19 protein-coding genes are annotated in these 17,036 nt (G+C 60.5%); 10 read left to right on the top strand and 9 right to left on the bottom strand.

What is annotated here, in order from left to right; translation table 11 throughout:
* Window positions 1–103 precede the first annotated feature (103 nt).
* From ACGYLX_RS10910 to ACGYLX_RS10900, 3 genes are read right to left on the bottom strand one after another with little or no spacing between them, the layout of a single operon-like run.
* On the bottom strand, window positions 104–1,705 hold the full coding sequence (locus ACGYLX_RS10910; protein ID WP_394449402.1) for an ABC transporter ATP-binding protein: 1,602 nt from the start codon (window positions 1,703–1,705) through the stop codon (window positions 104–106).
* The gene (locus ACGYLX_RS10905; RefSeq protein ID WP_067268208.1) at window positions 1,702–2,517 is read right to left on the bottom strand and encodes an ABC transporter permease; all 816 of its coding nucleotides are present in this window, start codon (window positions 2,515–2,517) and stop codon (window positions 1,702–1,704) included. Before ACGYLX_RS10905 ends, ACGYLX_RS10910 begins: the two co-directional genes overlap by 4 nt.
* The gene (locus tag ACGYLX_RS10900; protein ID WP_168612611.1) at window positions 2,514–3,461 is read right to left on the bottom strand and encodes an ABC transporter permease; all 948 of its coding nucleotides are present in this window, start codon (window positions 3,459–3,461) and stop codon (window positions 2,514–2,516) included. Before ACGYLX_RS10900 ends, ACGYLX_RS10905 begins: the two co-directional genes overlap by 4 nt.
* Window positions 3,462–3,713: 252 nt before the next feature.
* Between ACGYLX_RS10900 and ACGYLX_RS10895 the strand changes: the two genes are divergently transcribed.
* Window positions 3,714–4,151 carry an HdeA/HdeB family chaperone gene (locus ACGYLX_RS10895; protein ID WP_168612606.1) on the top strand — a complete coding sequence of 146 codons (438 nt, stop codon included), beginning with the start codon at window positions 3,714–3,716 and terminating at the stop codon, window positions 4,149–4,151.
* A 77-nt stretch (window positions 4,152–4,228) separates the two neighbouring features.
* Here ACGYLX_RS10895 and ACGYLX_RS10890 read toward each other — a convergent pair whose 3' ends face one another.
* A complete protein-coding gene (locus ACGYLX_RS10890; protein ID WP_168612605.1) occupies window positions 4,229–5,713 on the bottom strand; it encodes an ABC transporter substrate-binding protein in 1,485 nt (494 codons plus the stop codon).
* A gap of 158 nt (window positions 5,714–5,871) precedes the next feature.
* On the opposite strand from ACGYLX_RS10890, the gene ACGYLX_RS10885 reads away from it, so the two are divergent.
* The 3 genes from ACGYLX_RS10885 (at window position 5,872) to ACGYLX_RS10875 (ending at window position 9,125) form a co-directional block, all read left to right on the top strand.
* The gene (locus ACGYLX_RS10885) at window positions 5,872–7,134 is read left to right on the top strand and encodes an Hsp70 family protein (RefSeq protein ID WP_168612604.1); all 1,263 of its coding nucleotides are present in this window, start codon (window positions 5,872–5,874) and stop codon (window positions 7,132–7,134) included.
* Between the two features lie 167 nt (window positions 7,135–7,301).
* Entirely contained in the window at window positions 7,302–8,147 is an 846-nt protein-coding gene (locus ACGYLX_RS10880; protein ID WP_168612603.1) for a formate/nitrite transporter family protein, read from the top strand.
* 42 nt (window positions 8,148–8,189) lie between these two features.
* Window positions 8,190–9,125, top strand: a complete 936-nt coding sequence (locus ACGYLX_RS10875) for a YihY/virulence factor BrkB family protein (RefSeq protein WP_394449397.1) — start codon at window positions 8,190–8,192, stop codon at window positions 9,123–9,125.
* A gap of 3 nt (window positions 9,126–9,128) precedes the next feature.
* Here ACGYLX_RS10875 and ACGYLX_RS10870 read toward each other — a convergent pair whose 3' ends face one another.
* Window positions 9,129–9,857: a Crp/Fnr family transcriptional regulator gene (locus ACGYLX_RS10870; protein ID WP_168612601.1), complete on the bottom strand. Its 729-nt coding sequence runs from the start codon at window positions 9,855–9,857 to the stop codon at window positions 9,129–9,131.
* 90 nt (window positions 9,858–9,947) lie between these two features.
* Here ACGYLX_RS10870 and ACGYLX_RS10865 point away from each other — a divergent pair, with 90 nt between their 5' ends.
* Window positions 9,948–10,319, top strand: coding sequence for a hypothetical protein (locus ACGYLX_RS10865; RefSeq protein WP_168612600.1), 372 nt, complete (start codon window positions 9,948–9,950; stop codon window positions 10,317–10,319).
* Here ACGYLX_RS10865 and ACGYLX_RS10860 read toward each other — a convergent pair.
* From ACGYLX_RS10860 to ACGYLX_RS10850, 3 genes are all read right to left on the bottom strand, one after another.
* Complete coding sequence (locus ACGYLX_RS10860) at window positions 10,270–10,620, bottom strand: phage holin family protein (RefSeq protein WP_168612599.1); 351 nt, start codon at window positions 10,618–10,620, stop codon at window positions 10,270–10,272. The genes ACGYLX_RS10865 and ACGYLX_RS10860 overlap by 50 nt on opposite strands.
* On the bottom strand, window positions 10,621–10,926 hold the full coding sequence (locus ACGYLX_RS10855) for a DUF883 family protein (RefSeq protein WP_168612598.1): 306 nt from the start codon (window positions 10,924–10,926) through the stop codon (window positions 10,621–10,623).
* A 106-nt stretch (window positions 10,927–11,032) separates the two neighbouring features.
* Complete coding sequence (locus tag ACGYLX_RS10850) at window positions 11,033–11,842, bottom strand: response regulator (protein ID WP_067264155.1); 810 nt, start codon at window positions 11,840–11,842, stop codon at window positions 11,033–11,035.
* Between the two features lie 93 nt (window positions 11,843–11,935).
* Between ACGYLX_RS10850 and ACGYLX_RS10845 the strand changes: the two genes are divergently transcribed.
* The 4 genes from ACGYLX_RS10845 to ACGYLX_RS10830 all read left to right on the top strand — a co-directional run bounded on the left by ACGYLX_RS10845 (window position 11,936) and on the right by ACGYLX_RS10830 (window position 14,697).
* Window positions 11,936–12,106: a NepR family anti-sigma factor gene (locus ACGYLX_RS10845; protein ID WP_197470876.1), complete on the top strand. Its 171-nt coding sequence runs from the start codon at window positions 11,936–11,938 to the stop codon at window positions 12,104–12,106.
* Window positions 12,106–12,663, top strand: a complete 558-nt coding sequence (locus ACGYLX_RS10840; RefSeq protein WP_067264157.1) for an RNA polymerase sigma factor — start codon at window positions 12,106–12,108, stop codon at window positions 12,661–12,663. The genes ACGYLX_RS10845 and ACGYLX_RS10840 overlap by 1 nt, the downstream gene beginning before the upstream one ends.
* Window positions 12,664–12,695: 32 nt before the next feature.
* Entirely contained in the window at window positions 12,696–14,390 is a 1,695-nt protein-coding gene (locus tag ACGYLX_RS10835; protein ID WP_394449392.1) for a sensor histidine kinase, read from the top strand.
* Window positions 14,391–14,529: 139 nt separating this feature from the next.
* Window positions 14,530–14,697, top strand: a complete 168-nt coding sequence (locus tag ACGYLX_RS10830; RefSeq protein ID WP_156505676.1) for a hypothetical protein — start codon at window positions 14,530–14,532, stop codon at window positions 14,695–14,697.
* A gap of 70 nt (window positions 14,698–14,767) precedes the next feature.
* Here ACGYLX_RS10830 and ACGYLX_RS10825 read toward each other — a convergent pair whose 3' ends face one another.
* Complete coding sequence (locus ACGYLX_RS10825; protein WP_209216952.1) at window positions 14,768–15,319, bottom strand: cupin domain-containing protein; 552 nt, start codon at window positions 15,317–15,319, stop codon at window positions 14,768–14,770.
* A gap of 178 nt (window positions 15,320–15,497) precedes the next feature.
* Here ACGYLX_RS10825 and gabT point away from each other — a divergent pair, with 178 nt between their 5' ends.
* The gene (gene gabT / locus ACGYLX_RS10820) at window positions 15,498–16,898 is read left to right on the top strand and encodes a 4-aminobutyrate--2-oxoglutarate transaminase (protein WP_394449388.1); all 1,401 of its coding nucleotides are present in this window, start codon (window positions 15,498–15,500) and stop codon (window positions 16,896–16,898) included.
* Window positions 16,899–17,036 lie beyond the last annotated feature (138 nt).

Below are 17,036 nucleotides of genomic sequence, written 5' to 3'. Positions count from 1 at the left end.
TTCAGACCGCGAGCAGACATGCCCCTGTGGCGGGAATCCCCGATTTCACGTTAGGTCGGTTTTTCATCGCAATCAATGCAGCTGACACGAAGGGCCGCAACACCTACCCGACCGGCTGGGGCAGGTCAGGCAGAACCGGCGCGGCGGCGATCAGCGATTTAGTATAAGCATGCTGCGGCGCGTCAAAGACCTGCGCGGTCTCTCCGGCCTCTACGATCTTGCCGGACTGCATCACCAACACCCGATCCGTCACCGTGCGCACCACCGACAGGTCATGCGAGATGAAGAGATAGGTCAGGTCATAATGGCTGCAAAGATCGGCCAGCAGATCAAGGATCTGCGCCCGGACGGAGACATCAAGCGCGCTGACGGCCTCATCGAACAGGATCAACTCGGGCCGGATGATCAGCGCCCGGGCAATGGCGATCCGCTGGCGCTGCCCGCCGGAGAATTCGTGAATGTATTTCCGTGCATCCGCCGGGCGCAGTCCCACGGCGGTCAGCGCTTCGTCAATCGCGCGGGAACGCTCGGCCCCCTGTGGCGGGTTGTCGAGCAGGTGAAACGGCTCGGTCACCAAACGGTCGACCCGGTGGCGCGGGTTGAAGCTGCCGAAGGGGTCCTGGAACACCACCTGCATTTTGCGCCGCACGGCGAGGTTCGGCTGCGTGCCGGTAAAGACGGGCTGGCCATCTACGGTGATGCTGCCCTCTTGCACTTGTTCCAGACCCAAAATCGCCCGCGTCAGGGTCGATTTCCCGCAACCGGATTCGCCCACCAGCCCCAAACGTTCCCCACGGTTCAGGGTAAAGCTGAGGTTGTCCACCGCGCGGAACGTGCCGGGCGCGCCGAAGAGTGTCTTGCGCGGCAGATGGTAATCGCGACAGACGCCTTTGACCTCTAACAGAGGCTTAGGCGCGGGCGGCGCGGGCAGGTTCACCTCATGGCGTGAGGCGTCGAAAAGCATTTTGGTATAGGGGTGCTGCATGTTGTGCAGTAGGGCCTGCGTCTCCCCTTGTTCGACGATCTGCCCCTTGCGCATGACGATGATCCGGTCGGCCATATCCGCCACGACGGCAAGGTCGTGGGTGATCATCAACAGCCCCATGCCGTCTTCGCGCGCCAAACGGGTCAGCAGGGCGAGGATCTGCGCCTGCGTAGTGAGATCCAGCGCGGTGGTCGGCTCGTCCGCGATCAGCAAACGGGGGCGCAGGGCGATGGCGATGGCGATCACCACCCGCTGGCGCTGCCCACCGCTCAGCTCATGCGGATAGCGCGACAGGGGGAAGCGGTCTTGGGGCAGGCCGACGCGGGTCAGCGTATCGGCGGCGCGGGCCTCGGCCTCGGCCCGCGAGACGCTGGGTTCATGTACCCGGATGGTTTCGGCCACTTGGCGACCGATGCTTTGCACCGGGTTGAGCGCGGTCATCGGCTCTTGGAACACCATGCCGATGTCATTGCCGCGCATATCGCAAAGCGCTGCCTCGTCCATCTGGGTCAGATCGTCCTCGCCCAGCATGATATGCCCGGTCGTCGTCGCGCCCTTGGGCAGCAGCTGCATCGCCGCCAGCGCGGTCATCGACTTGCCCGAGCCGCTTTCCCCGGTCACGGCCACGATCTCTCCCGGTGCGACGGAAAAGGTCACCCCATCGAGGATGCGCAGCCCGTGGATCGAAAGCGAAAGATTGGAAACGGTCAGAAGCGTCATGTGCGTGCCACCCTCAGACGGGGATCAAGCAGGTCGCGCAGCCCGTCACCCATCAGGTTCAGCCCCAACACCGTCAGGATGATCGCGAACCCCGGCATCAGGGCCATATGCGGCGCGATGCTGACCATGGTCTGCGCATCGGCGAGCATCCGGCCCCAAGACGGCACCGGCGGCTGCGCGCCGAGGCCGACATAGCTCAGCCCCGCCTCGGCGAGGATGCCGAGAGAGAATTGGATGGTCCCCTGCACGATCAGCAGATTGGCGACATTGGGCAGGATATGCTCGAACGAGATCCGCGCCGCGGATTTGCCTGCCACCCGTGCCGCCATGATGAACTCCCGCTGCCACAGCGAGAGCGCGGCACCACGGGTGATCCGGGCGAAAACGGGAATATTGAAGATGCCGATGGCGATAATCGCATTGATCGCCCCGGCGCCAAAGACCGCCGTAATCAGAATGGCGATGACAATGGCCGGGAAGGCAAAGACCAGATCATTGCCACGCATGATGACCTCATCCACAAGGCTGCCGCGCCGTGCCGCAGCCCAAAGCCCCAACGGCACACCCACGCCCATGCCAATGCCAACCGCCACCAGCGCCACGGCGATAGAGGTGCGCGCGCCGACCATGATCATGCTCAGAATATCGCGGCCAAAGTGATCCGTGCCCATCGGATGGGCCAGCGACGGGCTGCGCAGCTTGTTCGCGATATCAAGCCCGGCATAGTCATAGGGCGTCCAGACAAAGGAGATCAGCGCGGCCAGCAGAAAGACCGAGGTCAGCACGGCCCCAAGAAACAGGTTGCGGTTCATGTGCGGGCCCTCAACCGGGGGTCGACGGCGGCATAGGCCAGATCGACAAGGAAGTTCACCAAGATCACCGAAAAGACCAAAAGCATCACGACCGACTCGACCACGATCAAATCCCGCGCCGAGATCGACTGAAACACCAGCCGCCCCAGCCCCGGCAGGTAAAAGACCTGCTCAATAATGATCGACCCGGCCAGCAGGAAAGAGAACTGCAGGCCGATGATGGTCAGCACCGGGATCAGCGCATTGCGCAGCCCGTGCCGCCAAAGCGCCTGCCGCGCCGTCAGCCCCTTGGCCCGCGCGGTGCGCATGAAATCTTCGCCCAGCACATCCAGCAGGGCCGAGCGCATGACCCGCGCAAGGATCGCCGCCTGCGGCAAGGCCAGCGCGATGGCGGGTAGGGTCAGCGCGTGCAGCCCGGCGAAAAGCCCCTTGTCCCAACCGACGAAACCGCCTGCCGAAAACCAGCGCAGATTGATCGAAAAGATCAGCACGAGGATCATGGCGAACCAGAAGTTCGGCACCGCCACGCCCAATTGCGTCGCCCCCATCACGCCCACATCCCCCGCCCGACCGCGGCGCGAGGCAGCATAGATGCCCGCCGGAAAGGCCACGACGACAGAGAAGAAAAGCGCATAAAGCGCCAAAGGCACAGAGACCCAAAGCCGGTCGCCGATCATCTCGGTCACCGGGGTGCGATAGGTGTAGGACGTGCCGAAATCCCCCTGCAACATGCCGCCAACCCACTCCAGATAACGCTCGGGCCGGGACTGATCGAGACCCAGTTCACTGCGCAGCGCGGCCAGCGTTTCGGGCTGGGCATTCAGGCCCAGCATAAAGGACGCCGGATCGCCGGGGGCGACCTCGATCACCATAAAAATCACCAGCGACGCGACCGCGAGACTGATTAGCAGGGAGAGAAATCTTTTCAACGCATAGCGCAACATAGCGCGGAGGTTAGGCGGCACGCTCGGGAGGGTCCAGAGCCCGCGTGCAGTTTCCCCGGCAAGAAGGACAAAAATGCTGATTTTTTAAGTGCCGCTGTGATTTCCGCGCTGGACCGCTATTGGAAGAATCCAGCAGTGACAGAGCCTTATACGCTCAGAACGCGGTTTTCCTGTGCCTTATTGCTATGCGCTGGAACCATATCCGTTATGCGGTGTTGTCTTCGGGAGAACAGACAAAACTGGAGAATGAAAATGAAAACGACTTTGAAAACACTTGCGATCGCCGGCCTTCTGGGCACCGTTTCCGCACCCGCTTTTGCCGCCGCTCACATGGACATGGCCACCATGACCTGCGCCCAGTACCAAGAACTGAGCGATGACGACAAAATGAAAGTCGCTTCCATGGCAATCGCCGAGCTGGAAGATGGCGGCCACGGTGGCTCCCTGATCACCGAAACCAAGAGCGACGGTTCCGAGCCGAGCGACATCTCCGCTGAAGAAGCGACAGATTCCGAAGAGACTGAAGATTCCCTGATCGACAACACCAAAGCTGTTGAAGATTCCGAAGAAGCTGACGAAATGGCAGACACGGACATGCAGCAGGAAATGGAAGACTTCATGGTCGTCTGCAACCAGAACCCTGACGCGCTGGTAAGCGAAGCCGCTGCTGGCATGCGTGGCAAAGACTAATAGGTCTTCGCATCTAATTACAAAGGGCGCGCCTCACGGCGCGCCCTTTTTTAGTGTCTCGACATGATCCTTTCAGATCACTCCGCCCAGCTGACGCCGGTCAGATCGGTCGCCTGTGTAGGTGCGTTCACCCAAAGCCCTTCGACACCAGCCTTGGCAATCGTCGGGAAGGCGAGCTGGAACAGGTAACCGTTCACATAGTCTTCGGCGATAATACGCTGCGCCTTGGCCAGCATTTCGCTCCGCGCGGCGGGGTCGGCGGTCTTGTTGAACTCGGTCATCAGAGACTGGAACTCGGCATTGTCATACTGGAAGTAATAGTCCGGGTTGGCATAGATGTTGATGTCCATCGGCTCGGTGTGGCTGACAATCGACAGGCCGAAATCCTTACCCTTGAACACGGTTTCCAACCACTGCGCCCATTCGACATTGGTGATCTGCGCCTTGATGCCAACCTCGGCCAACTGCGCGGCAATGATCTCACCCCCGCGGCGGGCGTAGGAGGGGGGCGGCAGGTGCAATGTCGTCTCGAACCCATCGGGGAAACCGGCCTCGGCGAGCAGCGCCTTGGATTTCTCGGGATCGTAGGCGCTCATCTCTGTCAGGTCGACGTAGTCTGGATTATGCGGCGCGAAATGGGTGCCGATGGGCGTGCCATAGCCAAACATCGCGCCGTCGATGATCGCCTGCCGGTCGATGGCATGGGCCACGGCCTCGCGCACTTTGACGTTATCGAAAGGTTCGCGCTGGTTGTTGATTGACAGGATCGTTTCCCCCTCGGTCGAGCCGACCAGAACCTGAAACCGCGGGTCGGCTTCGAACTGGGGGATATTCTCGGGCGCGGGGAAGCCGGTAAAAACATCGACATCTTCGGCCATGACGGAGGCGAAAGCCGCTGTCGGGTCCGAGATGAATTTGAAGGTCGCGCTGGCAAGGGCGGGCGCTTCGCCCCAATAGTCTTCATTCCGGGTCAGGGTGATCTTGTCGCCTTGGTTCCAGTTCTCAAATTTGAAAGCGCCGGTGCCGATTGGGGTCTGTTTGATCGTCTCGACCGATTCCGGCGCCACGATCACCGCATCGCCCCAGGCGAGGTTGAAAAGCATGTTGCCGTTCGGCTCGCTCAGTTTGACCTCAACGGTCTGGGGATCGATGACATTCACCTCGGAGATTGCGGAATAAAGTGCCTTTTGCGCGTTGGCGCTGTCTTCGGCATTGATCCGGTCGAGGGTGAACTTCACATCCTCGGCATCCATCGTGGTGCCATCGTGAAAGGTGACCCCCTCGCGCAGCTTGAAAGTATAGGTCAGCCCGTCTTCGGAAATTTCCCAAGATTCCGCCAGCCCCGGCACGACAGAGCCATCGCCCATGAAGCGGGTCAGCCCTTCGAAAACATTGGTATATAGCACCGAGTCGATGGCGCCCGCAGCGGCGGAGGTCGGATCGAGGTGCGGCGGCTCAAGCTGCATGGCGACGGTGATGTCGTCCTTGGCAAGGGCCGTCGTGGCGGCAGCGGCCAATGCGGCGCTGGCCACACCGGTCATCAAACGGTTCAAACGGTTCATGAAAGTCTCCCATATTGGCGTATTTTTTTGCGAGGCTAGCCAAAAGCCACGCGGCACGCCAGCCTTCGTTGCCAAGCACGCGCGAGAAGGGTATCGCGGGTGCTTTGCACGGGCGCGCCGCGCATCGGCCGACCGTGAAAAGGCATCAGGAGAACATCATGGCCACGCTGGGGATTGATTTCGGAACCTCCAACACCGCGGCGGGCATCGCCATCGACGGCACGCCGCGACTGATCCCGCTGGAGGCCGAGGCGCAGACCCTTCCGACGGCGGTGTTCTTTGATTTCGAAGCGCGGGAAATGCGGATCGGTGCCGCGGCATCCGACGCGCTGCTGGCCGGGGCCGAGGGCCGCTATATGCGCGGCTTGAAAAGCCTGCTTGGCACCCGGCTGATGCGCGAACGAAGGGTGCTCTTGGGCGAAAGACTCGACTTTATCGACATTGTTGCGCGGTTTCTGGCACGGGTCAAAACGCAGGCCGAAGCCGCCACGGGACTGCACTTCGACAGGGCGCTCTCGGGACGCCCCGTGCGCTTTCACTCAGCCGATGACGCCCGCGATGCCCAAGCCCTGACAGACCTGCGCGAGGCCTATGGCCGGGCGGGTTTCGATCATGTGGACTTTATGAACGAACCCGAAGCCGCCGCGATTGCCAATCGCGCGGCCTTGCGTCCGGGGGATCTGGGGCTGGTCATCGATATCGGCGGCGGCACCTCGGATTTCACGCTGTTCCGGCAGCGCGGGAATGATGAGATCGACATTCTGGAAAGCCACGGCATTCGGCTGGGCGGGACCGATTTCGACCGGTCCCTGTCGATCGGGCGGGTGATGCCGCAGCTTGGCATGGGCAGCGAAATTCGCCACGCTTTCGGGGGTGACACACATATCGCGCCCAATGCGATCTTTAACGATCTGGCCACTTGGGCGAAAATTCCGTTTCTCTATGGGCCGGAGATCCGCAAGGCGGCGGCGGAACTCCATAAGTTCGCCGAACATCCCAAACGTCTGGCCCGCCTGGTCAAAGTGCTTGATGAAGAGCTTGGTCATGACCTCGCCTTTGCTGTCGAAGCGGGGAAAATCCGTGCCAACGGGGCGGGCGACGCGGGGGATGCTGAACCGGTGATCGACGTGTCGATGCTCAAACCCCGCGCGACCTTGCCCCTGCCCCGCGATTGGATGCGCAAGCGGCTGTCGAAGCTCGCCGTCCAGATGGGGGACGCGGCAGAGGCGACGGCGCAGAAGGCAGGCCTCGCGCCCGAGGCAGTGGACCGGCTGATCTTTGTCGGCGGATCGAGCCTGATGGCGGTGGTCGAAGAGGAGATGCGGGCGCGGTTTCCACGGGCGGAACTGCATCGGGGGGCGGCGCTGACGGCGATTGTTGAGGGGTTGGCCTTGCGGGCCGGTGGGGATGAACACGGCTGATCCGGCTGGTTGAGAGTGCGGGATCGGTATTTGAGAAAGGATGAAGGTGAAGGGGGGAGGCTCGACAGGGCCGCTGGTGGTGCGGCGTGAGGCTGCGGTCTTTTTACTGTGCAGGAGGCCGGGGCGGGCTATGTTCATTATGTCCATAGTTTTTAGGAAGAACGCGCATGGCCCCACTGATCCAGAAAAAACCCCCGACCTCTGCTGTGCAGGAGGAGGCGGAAGAACGCTCTGTCAGTGATGCGGCGGCGCTGTCGCCCAAGCTGATCTATGAGGTGATCCGCCGCGAGGGGCGCGATGAGTTGAACCGCACCAACCGGTCATTGATCTGGTCGGGGATTTCTGCGGGGATGCTGATCAGTCTTTCGGTCTTGGGCGAGGCGATTTTCCGGACCTATCTGCCGGATGCAGAATGGCGCTTCCTGCTTGAGAACCTTGGCTATTCCTTGGGTTTCATCGCGGTCATCATGGGCCGGATGCAGTTGTTTACCGAAAACACCATCACCACCGTCTTGCCGCTGATGCAGGAGCGCAGCTTGGGGGTCTTGTGCAGCCTGTTGCGGCTTTGGGGTGTTGTATTGGGGGCGAATGTCGTCGGGGCCTTTGCGGCGGCGGCGCTATTTATCTATACGCCTGCGATTCCAGAAAACATTCTGCCCGCCATTATCAGCCTTTCGGAACATGCCACCGGGATGGGGGTATCGGAGGCATTCTGGCGCGGCATTCCGGCGGGCGTGATCGTGGCGCTGATCGTTTGGATGCTTCCGCAGGCGGATGAGACCGCTTTTTTCCTGATCCTGACCTTCACTTGGCTGATTGCGGCGGGGGATTTCACGCATATCGTCGCGGGTTCGGTCGAGATGGCCGCGCTGATCCTGCATGGCGGCTTGGGGGTCGGTCAGGCGATCTTTGGCTTCTTCCTGCCGGTGCTTGTGGGCAACATCATTGGCGGCACGGTGGTCTTCACCCTTGTTGCCTGGGGCCAGGTCCGCGACGATGTGGAGGACAGTTGAGGCAAAGCGGTCCCGATCAATGGCGGGGCCGAATTGAGAGGAATGGCATTGGTGTTGCGCAGACCCCCGACCCGACCGGCGATCTATTGGGATGCTTTCAAAGCGAGCCTGAAACAGGCGGCGGAGGACAACCTTGCGCTGATCTCGGCCGGGGTGGCGTTTTTCGCCATGTTGTCGCTGTTTCCGGCGCTGGCCGCATTGATCGCGCTTTTGGGGTTGATTTCAGACCCTGTCGTCGTCGTCGCCCAATTGGAGGAAGTGCGCGGGCTGCTGCCGGATGATGTCTATGACATCATCAATACGCAGGTGACCGGCTTGGTCACCGCGCGGGCCGATACATTGGGTTGGGCCGGTATCGTGTCATTGCTGGTGGCGCTTTGGTCCGCCCGGGCCGGGGTGGGGGCGATGGTGATCGGATTGAACGCCGTTTACAATGAGCGCAACCGCAATGCCGCGAAACACTACCTTCATGCCCTGCTTCTGACGGTGAGCCTCGTGGCGGTCGGCATCGTGGCGCTGCTGGCGGTAGTGATCGCGCCGATCATTCTGGCCTTCATCCCGCTTGGCCCCTTTGGCAATGCGGTGGCCGACCTTTTGCGTTGGACCGTGGCGACGATGGTTTTGTTTGCCGGGGTTGGGGTGCTTTACCGCTTTGGGCCGAACCGGCGGGCGGCGCGGCTTCCGTGGCTCAGCAGCGGGGCGATCTTGGCGGTGCTGTCTTGGGCGGTGCTTTCCATCGGTTTTTCCTATTATGTGGCCAATTTCGGCAACTACAATCAGGTCTATGGCTCGATCGGGGCGGTGATCGCGATGTTAATCTGGCTTTGGATCAGCAGCTTTTTGATCTTGTTTGGGGCCGCGTTGAACGCGCAGGTGGAGCGGCGGACGCGGCCTGACAGAACCGTCGGCCCGGCCAAACCGCGGGGTCAGCGCGGGGCGGAGGCGGCGGATACCTATATCGATGTTGCGCAGGACTGACGGTTAGAGCAGCGGGCGTTTTTGGCGGCTTTCCGGATCGGTCATCCCCTCTTTCGCCAAGGCGGCGAGATCGTTGATTTGCAGCACCCTGTCGGACCATGACAGCAACTGACGTTCTTTCAGTGCGCCGAGGGTCTTGTTGGTGTGCACCACCGAGAGGCCAAGCGCATCGGCCAGATCGCGTTGCGAATAGGGCAGCAGCATCTGGTTGTGGGTGACCATCCCGAGCGACTGGCCGCGTTCGAAAATCTTGACCATCGCCCAAGCGATGGCCTGCATCGCGCTGCGTTGGCCGATGGTGGCGAGGACTTCGCCCATGAAATGCTCTTCGATGGCGGCCAGCCAAGTAATGTCAAAAGCGCGTTCGGGGTGAGATTTGAAGAAATTCCAGAACTCACTGCGGTTGAAAACGCAGAGCCGCATATGGGTGCGGGCTTCGACGGAATGGCCCATTTCGCCCATGATGCCTGCCTGTAGCCCGATGAAATCGCCGGGGAAGACAAAGCTGATGACCTGCCGGCTGCCGTTCTCTAGCGTCTTGTCGCGGATGCCCATTCCGGTGAGCGCCGTGTAAAGCTGGGGCGAGTTCGACCCTTCCATCAGGATCGGCGTGCCCGGTTCGACGGTCAGCTCACCCGACTTGAACTTCTCCATGAAGCTCACTTCTTCTTTCGACATCGGCAGGAAGGCATCCTTGCGCCGAAGGGGGCAATAGCGGCATTGTGTCGTCATTAGATAAAATTTGCCTTCATATGTCTTAGTTTAATGCGCGTGTTTTGCGCACCCCCTACACCGGCGACTTTGCTTACCCGGGGGAAGACCATGTCGATCTTGATCTACGAACCGGACCCATTGGTCTGTTCAGACATAAATGAAACGCTTTCTGCTGCGTTTCCGCAATCTCAAATTAGCGTTCTTGAGACGTTTGATCTCAGCGCCTTGGTGGACAACATCAATGGCATCAAATTCGCGGTCCTGTCGCTGCGGCGCGAGCAGTTGCAGCAGCATCTGTCAGAACTGTTGAACTTGCAGGAGTGGTTTCCGGTCATCTGTATCATGAACGATACGCCCCGGCTGGCGGAGGTTGGTGAGAGGCTGCGGTTCATCACCCGCCCCTTTTCCAGCAGCAACTTGCTAAGCGCGGTTACCGGCGCGCTTTCTGACCCGCGGTTATGCCAGCCAGAAATGCCATAACCAAGTTCTTGAGGCCATCGTGTTCGGGGGAGGCGTGTTCTTCCTCCCGAGGCTTCTGGGCCGCGGCTTCACTGTCTGATCCGGCCATGGCCAACAACAGAAAGCCGATACCGAAATAGACCGCGCCGAGGATCAGCGCGGCTGTGAGCGGTGTGGCTACGGTGATGAGATAAAGCCACGCAGCCAGTGTGAGAAACAGCAGGCCGATCAGCAGAAAAAGCGCGGCCCCGGCGCTGAGCATGGCGGTGCGCAGCGCCCGTCGCAGGGAGCCGCGCAAATGGTGCATCACCGAAGACAGCATTCAGCGGCGGACCGTCACAAGACCGACGAGGAAACCGATGCCTGCGGCAATCCCCAAAGCGGTTCCGGGCTGGGCCTTGAGGAATTCCTCGGCCTGTTGCTGAACTTCCATCGCCTTGAGACGCCCCGTATCGGCGAAATCATTAGCCGCATTGCGGGCATTGTCGCGCATCTCTTCCGACTTGGCCTTGCCATAGTCGCCCAAGGTTTCGGTCAGGGATGCGATGTCTTTTTTGAGAAGTGCGATCTGATCCGACAGATCGTCAATCGTCACCTCTTTTGCGGCAGCGGTTGTGGTCTTGGCCATGCGGGCCTCCTGAATGTTTGAGTGATGTTAGGCGGCACATGCTTTTAATGAAAAGGGTTCCCTACGCGACGTTGCGCGCGGGGAACCCTGTTTTCGCGGCTCAGCTTCAGGCGTTGAGCGTTTCCGTGGAGGAAAAGAACATCGCTTGCGACACGGCTGAGACGACCTGATCCACCGAATAGGGCTTGGAAATCAGGAAGGCAGGCTCGGGCTTGTCGCCGGTCAGCAGACGTTCGGGGAAGGCCGTGATGAAGATCACCGGACGCATGCCCAGCTCGTTCAGCAGGTCGTTCACCGCGTCGATGCCCGAAGAGTTGTCGGCCAGTTGAATGTCGGCGAGGATCAGGTCCGGCACATCGGCCTTGCCCAGTTTCACCGCCTCTTCACGGGTGCGGGCGATGCCGGTCACCCGGTGGCCCATCTCGGCCACGATGGATTCAATGTCCATCGCGATGATGGCTTCGTCTTCGATGATCATCACCGAACCCGAGGTGCTGTCGGCCATCTCACGATGGGCGATCTGGATCAACTCGCCCGCTTCGGCCTCATCCACACCGATGATCTTGGCGATTTCCCCGTGAGAGAATCCTTCGATCGTGTGCAGCAAAAGCGCTTCACGGCTGTTGTTCGTGAGGCTGGAAAGATGGCGCTGTGCCTTGGCCCGTGGGCCGCTTTCGCCTTCTTCCACCGGGGCGCCTGCGCTGGCCCAAATACCGTACAAAACCTTGAAAAGACCCGTCTTTGTATCTACTCCATCGAGCACCGAGCGATCAACCAAGATGGCTTCGAGGGCTGCCGCGGCAAAGGTGTCGCCACTGGTCTGGCTGCCTGTCATCGCCCGCGCGAACCGGCGAAGGTAGGGGATGTTGGCTCCCAGTTCATCGCTGATGCTGGTCTTTTGTGTCGCATCGTTCATCTAGTCGAATCCTTTTTACTTTTCTTGGAACCAAACACGTCGACATTGTGTTTGGTTCCAGTATGCATGCATAATTATTCAAACGAGACGACGATGCCAGAGGTGATGTTAGTGAATTCAGGAAACAAGGACGAGCGCGAGCGCGTCATCGACGACAACCTCAAACGGGTCTTCGATGAGACGCTCGAAGAAGGCATCCCTGATCGTTTCAAGGATCTGCTTCAGAAGTTGAAGGAACAGGATTCAGAAAAAGGAACGTCATGATGACCCGTCCCGATCCGCGCGACGAGCTGGTAGAACATCTGCCGGCCATGCGGGCCTTTGCCATCAGCCTGACACGCAATGGTGCCACGGCAGACGACATGGTGCAGGACACGTTGGTCAAGGCGTGGACCAACATCGAAAAGTTCCAAGAAGGCACGAATATGCGTGCTTGGCTCTTCACGATCCTGCGTAACACCTACTATTCCTCGCGCCGCAAGGCGAAGCGCGAAGTCTCGGACGTGGATGGCGTGCTGACCGATGGGCTGGCCGAAAAGCCCGCGCATGATGGCCACATGCAGATGACCGACTTCCGCAAAGCGCTGGCCCTTTTGAAGGACGAACAACGCGAAGCGCTGCTTCTTGTCGGGGCCTCCGGTTTCTCTTACGAAGAAGCTGCGGAGATGTGTGGGGTCGCTGTCGGCACCATCAAGAGCCGCACCAACCGGGCGCGTGCCCGCCTTGCCGAACTGCTGGGTCACCATGACGATGAGTCGCTTGAAATGACCGATGACGCAACAATGTCTGTCCTATCCGCATCTAAAGTTTCCTCTTTCTAAATATGACATCTGGCTTCTTCAGCGGTGATCTGATGCGTGGGCTGACGATCCGTATCCTGCTGTTCCTGTCTCTCGCGCTTTTGCCCATCGGGCTGATCGCGGTTGTACAGACACGGCAGATCGCGGATCAAAGCCGCCAAAGCGCGGAGCTATCGCTGATCGCCGTCACGGAACAAGCCTCGGCGGCGGAACGCCGGGTGATCCAAGAGGCCTTTGGCGCGGCAGAAGCGCTCACCGCCATCGTGCGGCTCAGGCGGGACGATCCCGAGGAATGCACGGCCTTCCTTAGGGAATACAAACAGGCGTCAGACATTTATTCGCTTGTGGGTTTCATCGGGCTAGACGGACAAATGACCTGCTCCTCCACGGGGCAGGATCATGACTTTTCGCAGGATGAGAATTTCCAGACCCTGCTGGAAAACCCCGTCCGCCGCGCGATGCCAGTGTTGCAGGGGGCGGTCAGCAACCAAGTGGTGACGCTGATCAACGCGCCGGTCTACGAAGAGCGCGAGTTGATCGGCTTCATGGCACTTAGCATCCCCGAGGATGCGATCAACGCGATCCGCGAGCCCAAGAGCAAACACAGCAGCGTTGCGATGATGACCCTCAATAAGATGGGTCATATCCTTACCACCGAAAACGGACTTGAGGTGGCCAAGACGGAATATCCCAGCGATGTCGCCCTGTCGCTGCTGACCACCAAAGAGCCCAATGTCTTTCTTTCGCAAAATTCCGACGGCCAAGAACGCGCCTATGTGATCGTGCCGATCGTGCCCGACACGGTCTTCGCGCTTAGCGTTTGGCCCAGCAACACCCCGTTTTTGGACACCGGCGTTTCGACCCGCCTCAGCGCGCTTTTGCCCATCGTCATGTGGCTGGCGAGCCTTATCGTGGCCTTCTGGGCGCTGAACCGTCTGGCGATCAACCATATCCGCAAACTCGGGCGGCAGATGCGGCGCTTCGCGCTGAACCGCACCCTGCCGCGTGGGACACTCGGCCCCTCGGTTCCCACCGAATTGGTCGAGATGGAGTCTGCTTTTGTTGGCATGGCGGAATCCATCCTGCGGGACGAGGCGACGTTGGAAGACAGCCTTCGGCAGAAAAACATCCTGCTGAAAGAGGTGCATCACCGGGTTAAGAACAACCTGCAACTGATCTCTTCGATCATGAACATGCAGATCCGGCAGGCCAAAAGCGAAGATGCGCGTTTCGTGCTGCGCCGGTTGCAAGACCGTATCCTCAGCCTCGCCACGGTGCATAAGAACCTTTATCAGAATGACGATCTGGTCCGCGTCAATGCCAGCGAGTTGCTGCGTGAGATTGTGGGCCAGATGCTCTCAGTCGGCTTGCCATCCGGCTCTGGCGTGAAGGTGGAACAGTCCTTCGAGCCGATCAAGATCGACGCCGACGATGCCGCGCCGCTGACCCTGCTGGTTTCTGAGGCGCTGACCAATGCGCTTAAATACGTCTCGACAGTCGAACATGGCAAAGGCTTCATTTCGCTTAAACTGATCCAAACCGGGCCAGAGCAGGCGATGCTCGAAGTGCGCAACACCATCGGCAACCCCGAAGAGGTGAAGTCCGGCACCGGGCTTGGCTCGCGTCTGATCCTCGCCTTTACCCGCCAGTTGAACGGCCAGGTCGAGGTCGAAACCAACGACGACACCTACCAGATCAGGGTGAACTTCCACGTCCCGACCGACAGTAAAATGATCTACGATTACTAAGGCCCCAAAGCCGCAATGGAATCTGGCCCAAAACGTGGCGGACCGATCACAGACTCGTCATAGGCGAAAAATTTGTCGGAACCCTTTGGCCTGCGCGCGGTTGAGCACCTGAAACGCAGTGCTAAAAAGGAACACGGAGATGACCACGGAGCTTTTTCTCGGCGGTCTGACCATCCTGACCTTAGCGGCGGTCATCATCCTTGCCCTCACCACGGGCCGAAGGGAACTTCACCCGGATGAGGACCGCGCCGGGCGCGAAAAACAGCAACCGGAGACCCAAAGGTCGAACTACCGGTCAGACTACTAAGACCTGACACCCCCTATCGACCGCCCCGAGCAGAATGCTCGGGGCGGTCGATATTTATGGGGCACCTTTTTTAGAAACTGGGCGGGGTACAGGCGCTGACGATCTCACAACTCTCGGACCCGGTGTTGCGGAACCGATGCGGCAGGCGGCTGTCGAACAGATATCCATCCCCGGCATGAAGCAGGCTGACCGCGCCATCCACCGTCACTTCGATGCTCCCGCGCACCACGACCCCCGCCTCTTCGCCCTCATGGCTCAGAAACTCAGGTCCGGTATCGGCGCCGGGTTCATAGGTTTCATGCAACACCTGAAGCGCGTGATGTGCGGCACTGCCCAACTGGCGCAGGGATACGCCGCCCTGATGGCTCGGTGAAATCTCGGTCAACTCCTCGGCGCGGTAGAAGACCTTGGCGCTATCGTCTTCTTCCAAAATCGCGAAAAACTCGGCCATGCTGATGGGAATCGCGTCCAACAGACTTTTGAGCGACGCGACCGAGGGGCTGGTTCGGTTCTTTTCAATCAGCGATATCGTGCCATTGGTCAGCCCGGCCTTGGCCGCAAGCTCCCGTTGGGAGAGCCCATGTTTCTTGCGGATCGCTCTGAGTTTATCGCCGACGTTCAATGGCTTGTCCTTTGTAGGCCCCGCGCCGCCGCCACGGCGCACGGCCTTGGGTCAATCGGGGGTCACGGGAATTGTTAGATAGAGGCTGCGATCGCGATTGACAATTATATTAAACGGAATATGGATTTTTTAAACGACACGTCACTGCCCCTCTTTTTCGCAATAAGGTATCTGTTCCATGTCCAGCACCGTCAAGAAATCACCCCGGAAATCCGCGGCCAAGGCCAAAGCCGCGCCGCAGATCTCCGTGGTCGAAACCAACCCCGCGACCCAGCCCGACGGTCAGACCAACGCCGACCTCATCGCGCGCCGCGATGCCGCCGTACCGCGCGGCGTCGCCTCCGCCGCGCCGATCTACGCGAAATATGCCGAGAACGCCGAGCTGTGGGACGTGGAAGGCAATCGCTACATCGACTTCGTCGGCGGTATCGGCGTGCTGAACACCGGTCACCGCCACCCCAAAGTGGTCGAGGCCGCCAAGGCGCAGGAAGATCATTATACCCACACCAGCTTTCAGGTCGTGCCCTACGGGCCTTATGTCGAACTGGCCGAGAAGCTGAACGCGCTCGCCCCCGGTGACGCGCCCAAGAAGACGCTGCTGGTCACCACCGGCGCCGAAGCCGTTGAGAACGCAGTAAAAATCGCCCGCGCCGCCACCGGACGCCCGGGCATCATCGCCTTCACCGGCGGCTACCACGGCCGCACCCTGCTGACGCTTGGCATGACCGGCAAGGTCACGCCCTACAAGAAAGACGTCGGCCCCTTCCCGGCGGATGTCTTCCGCGCGCCTTTCCCCTCTGTCCGCGACGGGATCACCGTGCAGGACGCGCTGACCGGGCTGAAGAACCTCTTCCTTACCGATGCCCAGCCCGAGCGTATTGCCGCGATCATCATTGAGCCGGTGCTTGGCGAAGGCGGCTACACCCCCGTGCCTTTCGAGATGATGCAAGAGCTGCGCGCGATCTGTGACCAGCATGGCATCCTTTTGATCGCAGACGAGGTGCAGGCGGGCTTTGGCCGCACCGGCACATGGTTCGCGATCGAGCATTCCGGCGTGGTGGCAGACCTGATCACCGTGGCGAAATCCATGGCAGGTGGCTATCCTCTGGCCGGTGTCATTGGCCGCGCCGATGTGATGGACGCGATGGCCCCCGGCGGCTTGGGCGGCACTTATGGCGGCAACCCTGTGGCCTGCGCTGCGGCATTGGCAGCCATCGAGGCGATCGAAGATGAAGGTCTTCTGGCCCGCTCCACCGCGATGGGCGACACGCTCAAAGCCCGCTTTGCCGAGATTGGCGAGCGTTCCGCCCCCTTCCGGTTCTGGGACATCCGCGGCCTTGGCGCCATGGTCGCCGTTGAATTCGTGACCGACTTCGACAGCGCCAAGCCCGATGCCGATTTCACCAAACGCGTCATCGCCCATGCGCTGAAACGCGGGCTCCTGCTGCTGAGCTGTGGCATGTATGGCAACGCCGTGCGCGTGATGGTGCCGCTGACAGCCTCCGACGCCATCGTCGAAGAGGGGCTCGCCATCTTTGAAGAGGCCGTCGCCGCCGCTGTCGCCGAAGAGCAGAAGTAAACCAAACGGTCACACCGGATGGATCGGGCGCGCGGGGCAACCTGCGCGCCCATTTTTATGGCGTCCCTCCGGCGGGGGCATCCTGTCCCACCTCGGCCCTTGGCATCCGCCGGGGAAGCGCGCAAACTCCGCCCGAAA

The sequence above is a fragment of the Sulfitobacter sp. 1A13496 genome (assembly GCF_043557225.1).
Taxonomy (GTDB): domain Bacteria; phylum Pseudomonadota; class Alphaproteobacteria; order Rhodobacterales; family Rhodobacteraceae; genus Sulfitobacter; species Sulfitobacter faviae.
This window is presented reverse-complemented; position numbering and strand designations above follow the sequence as displayed.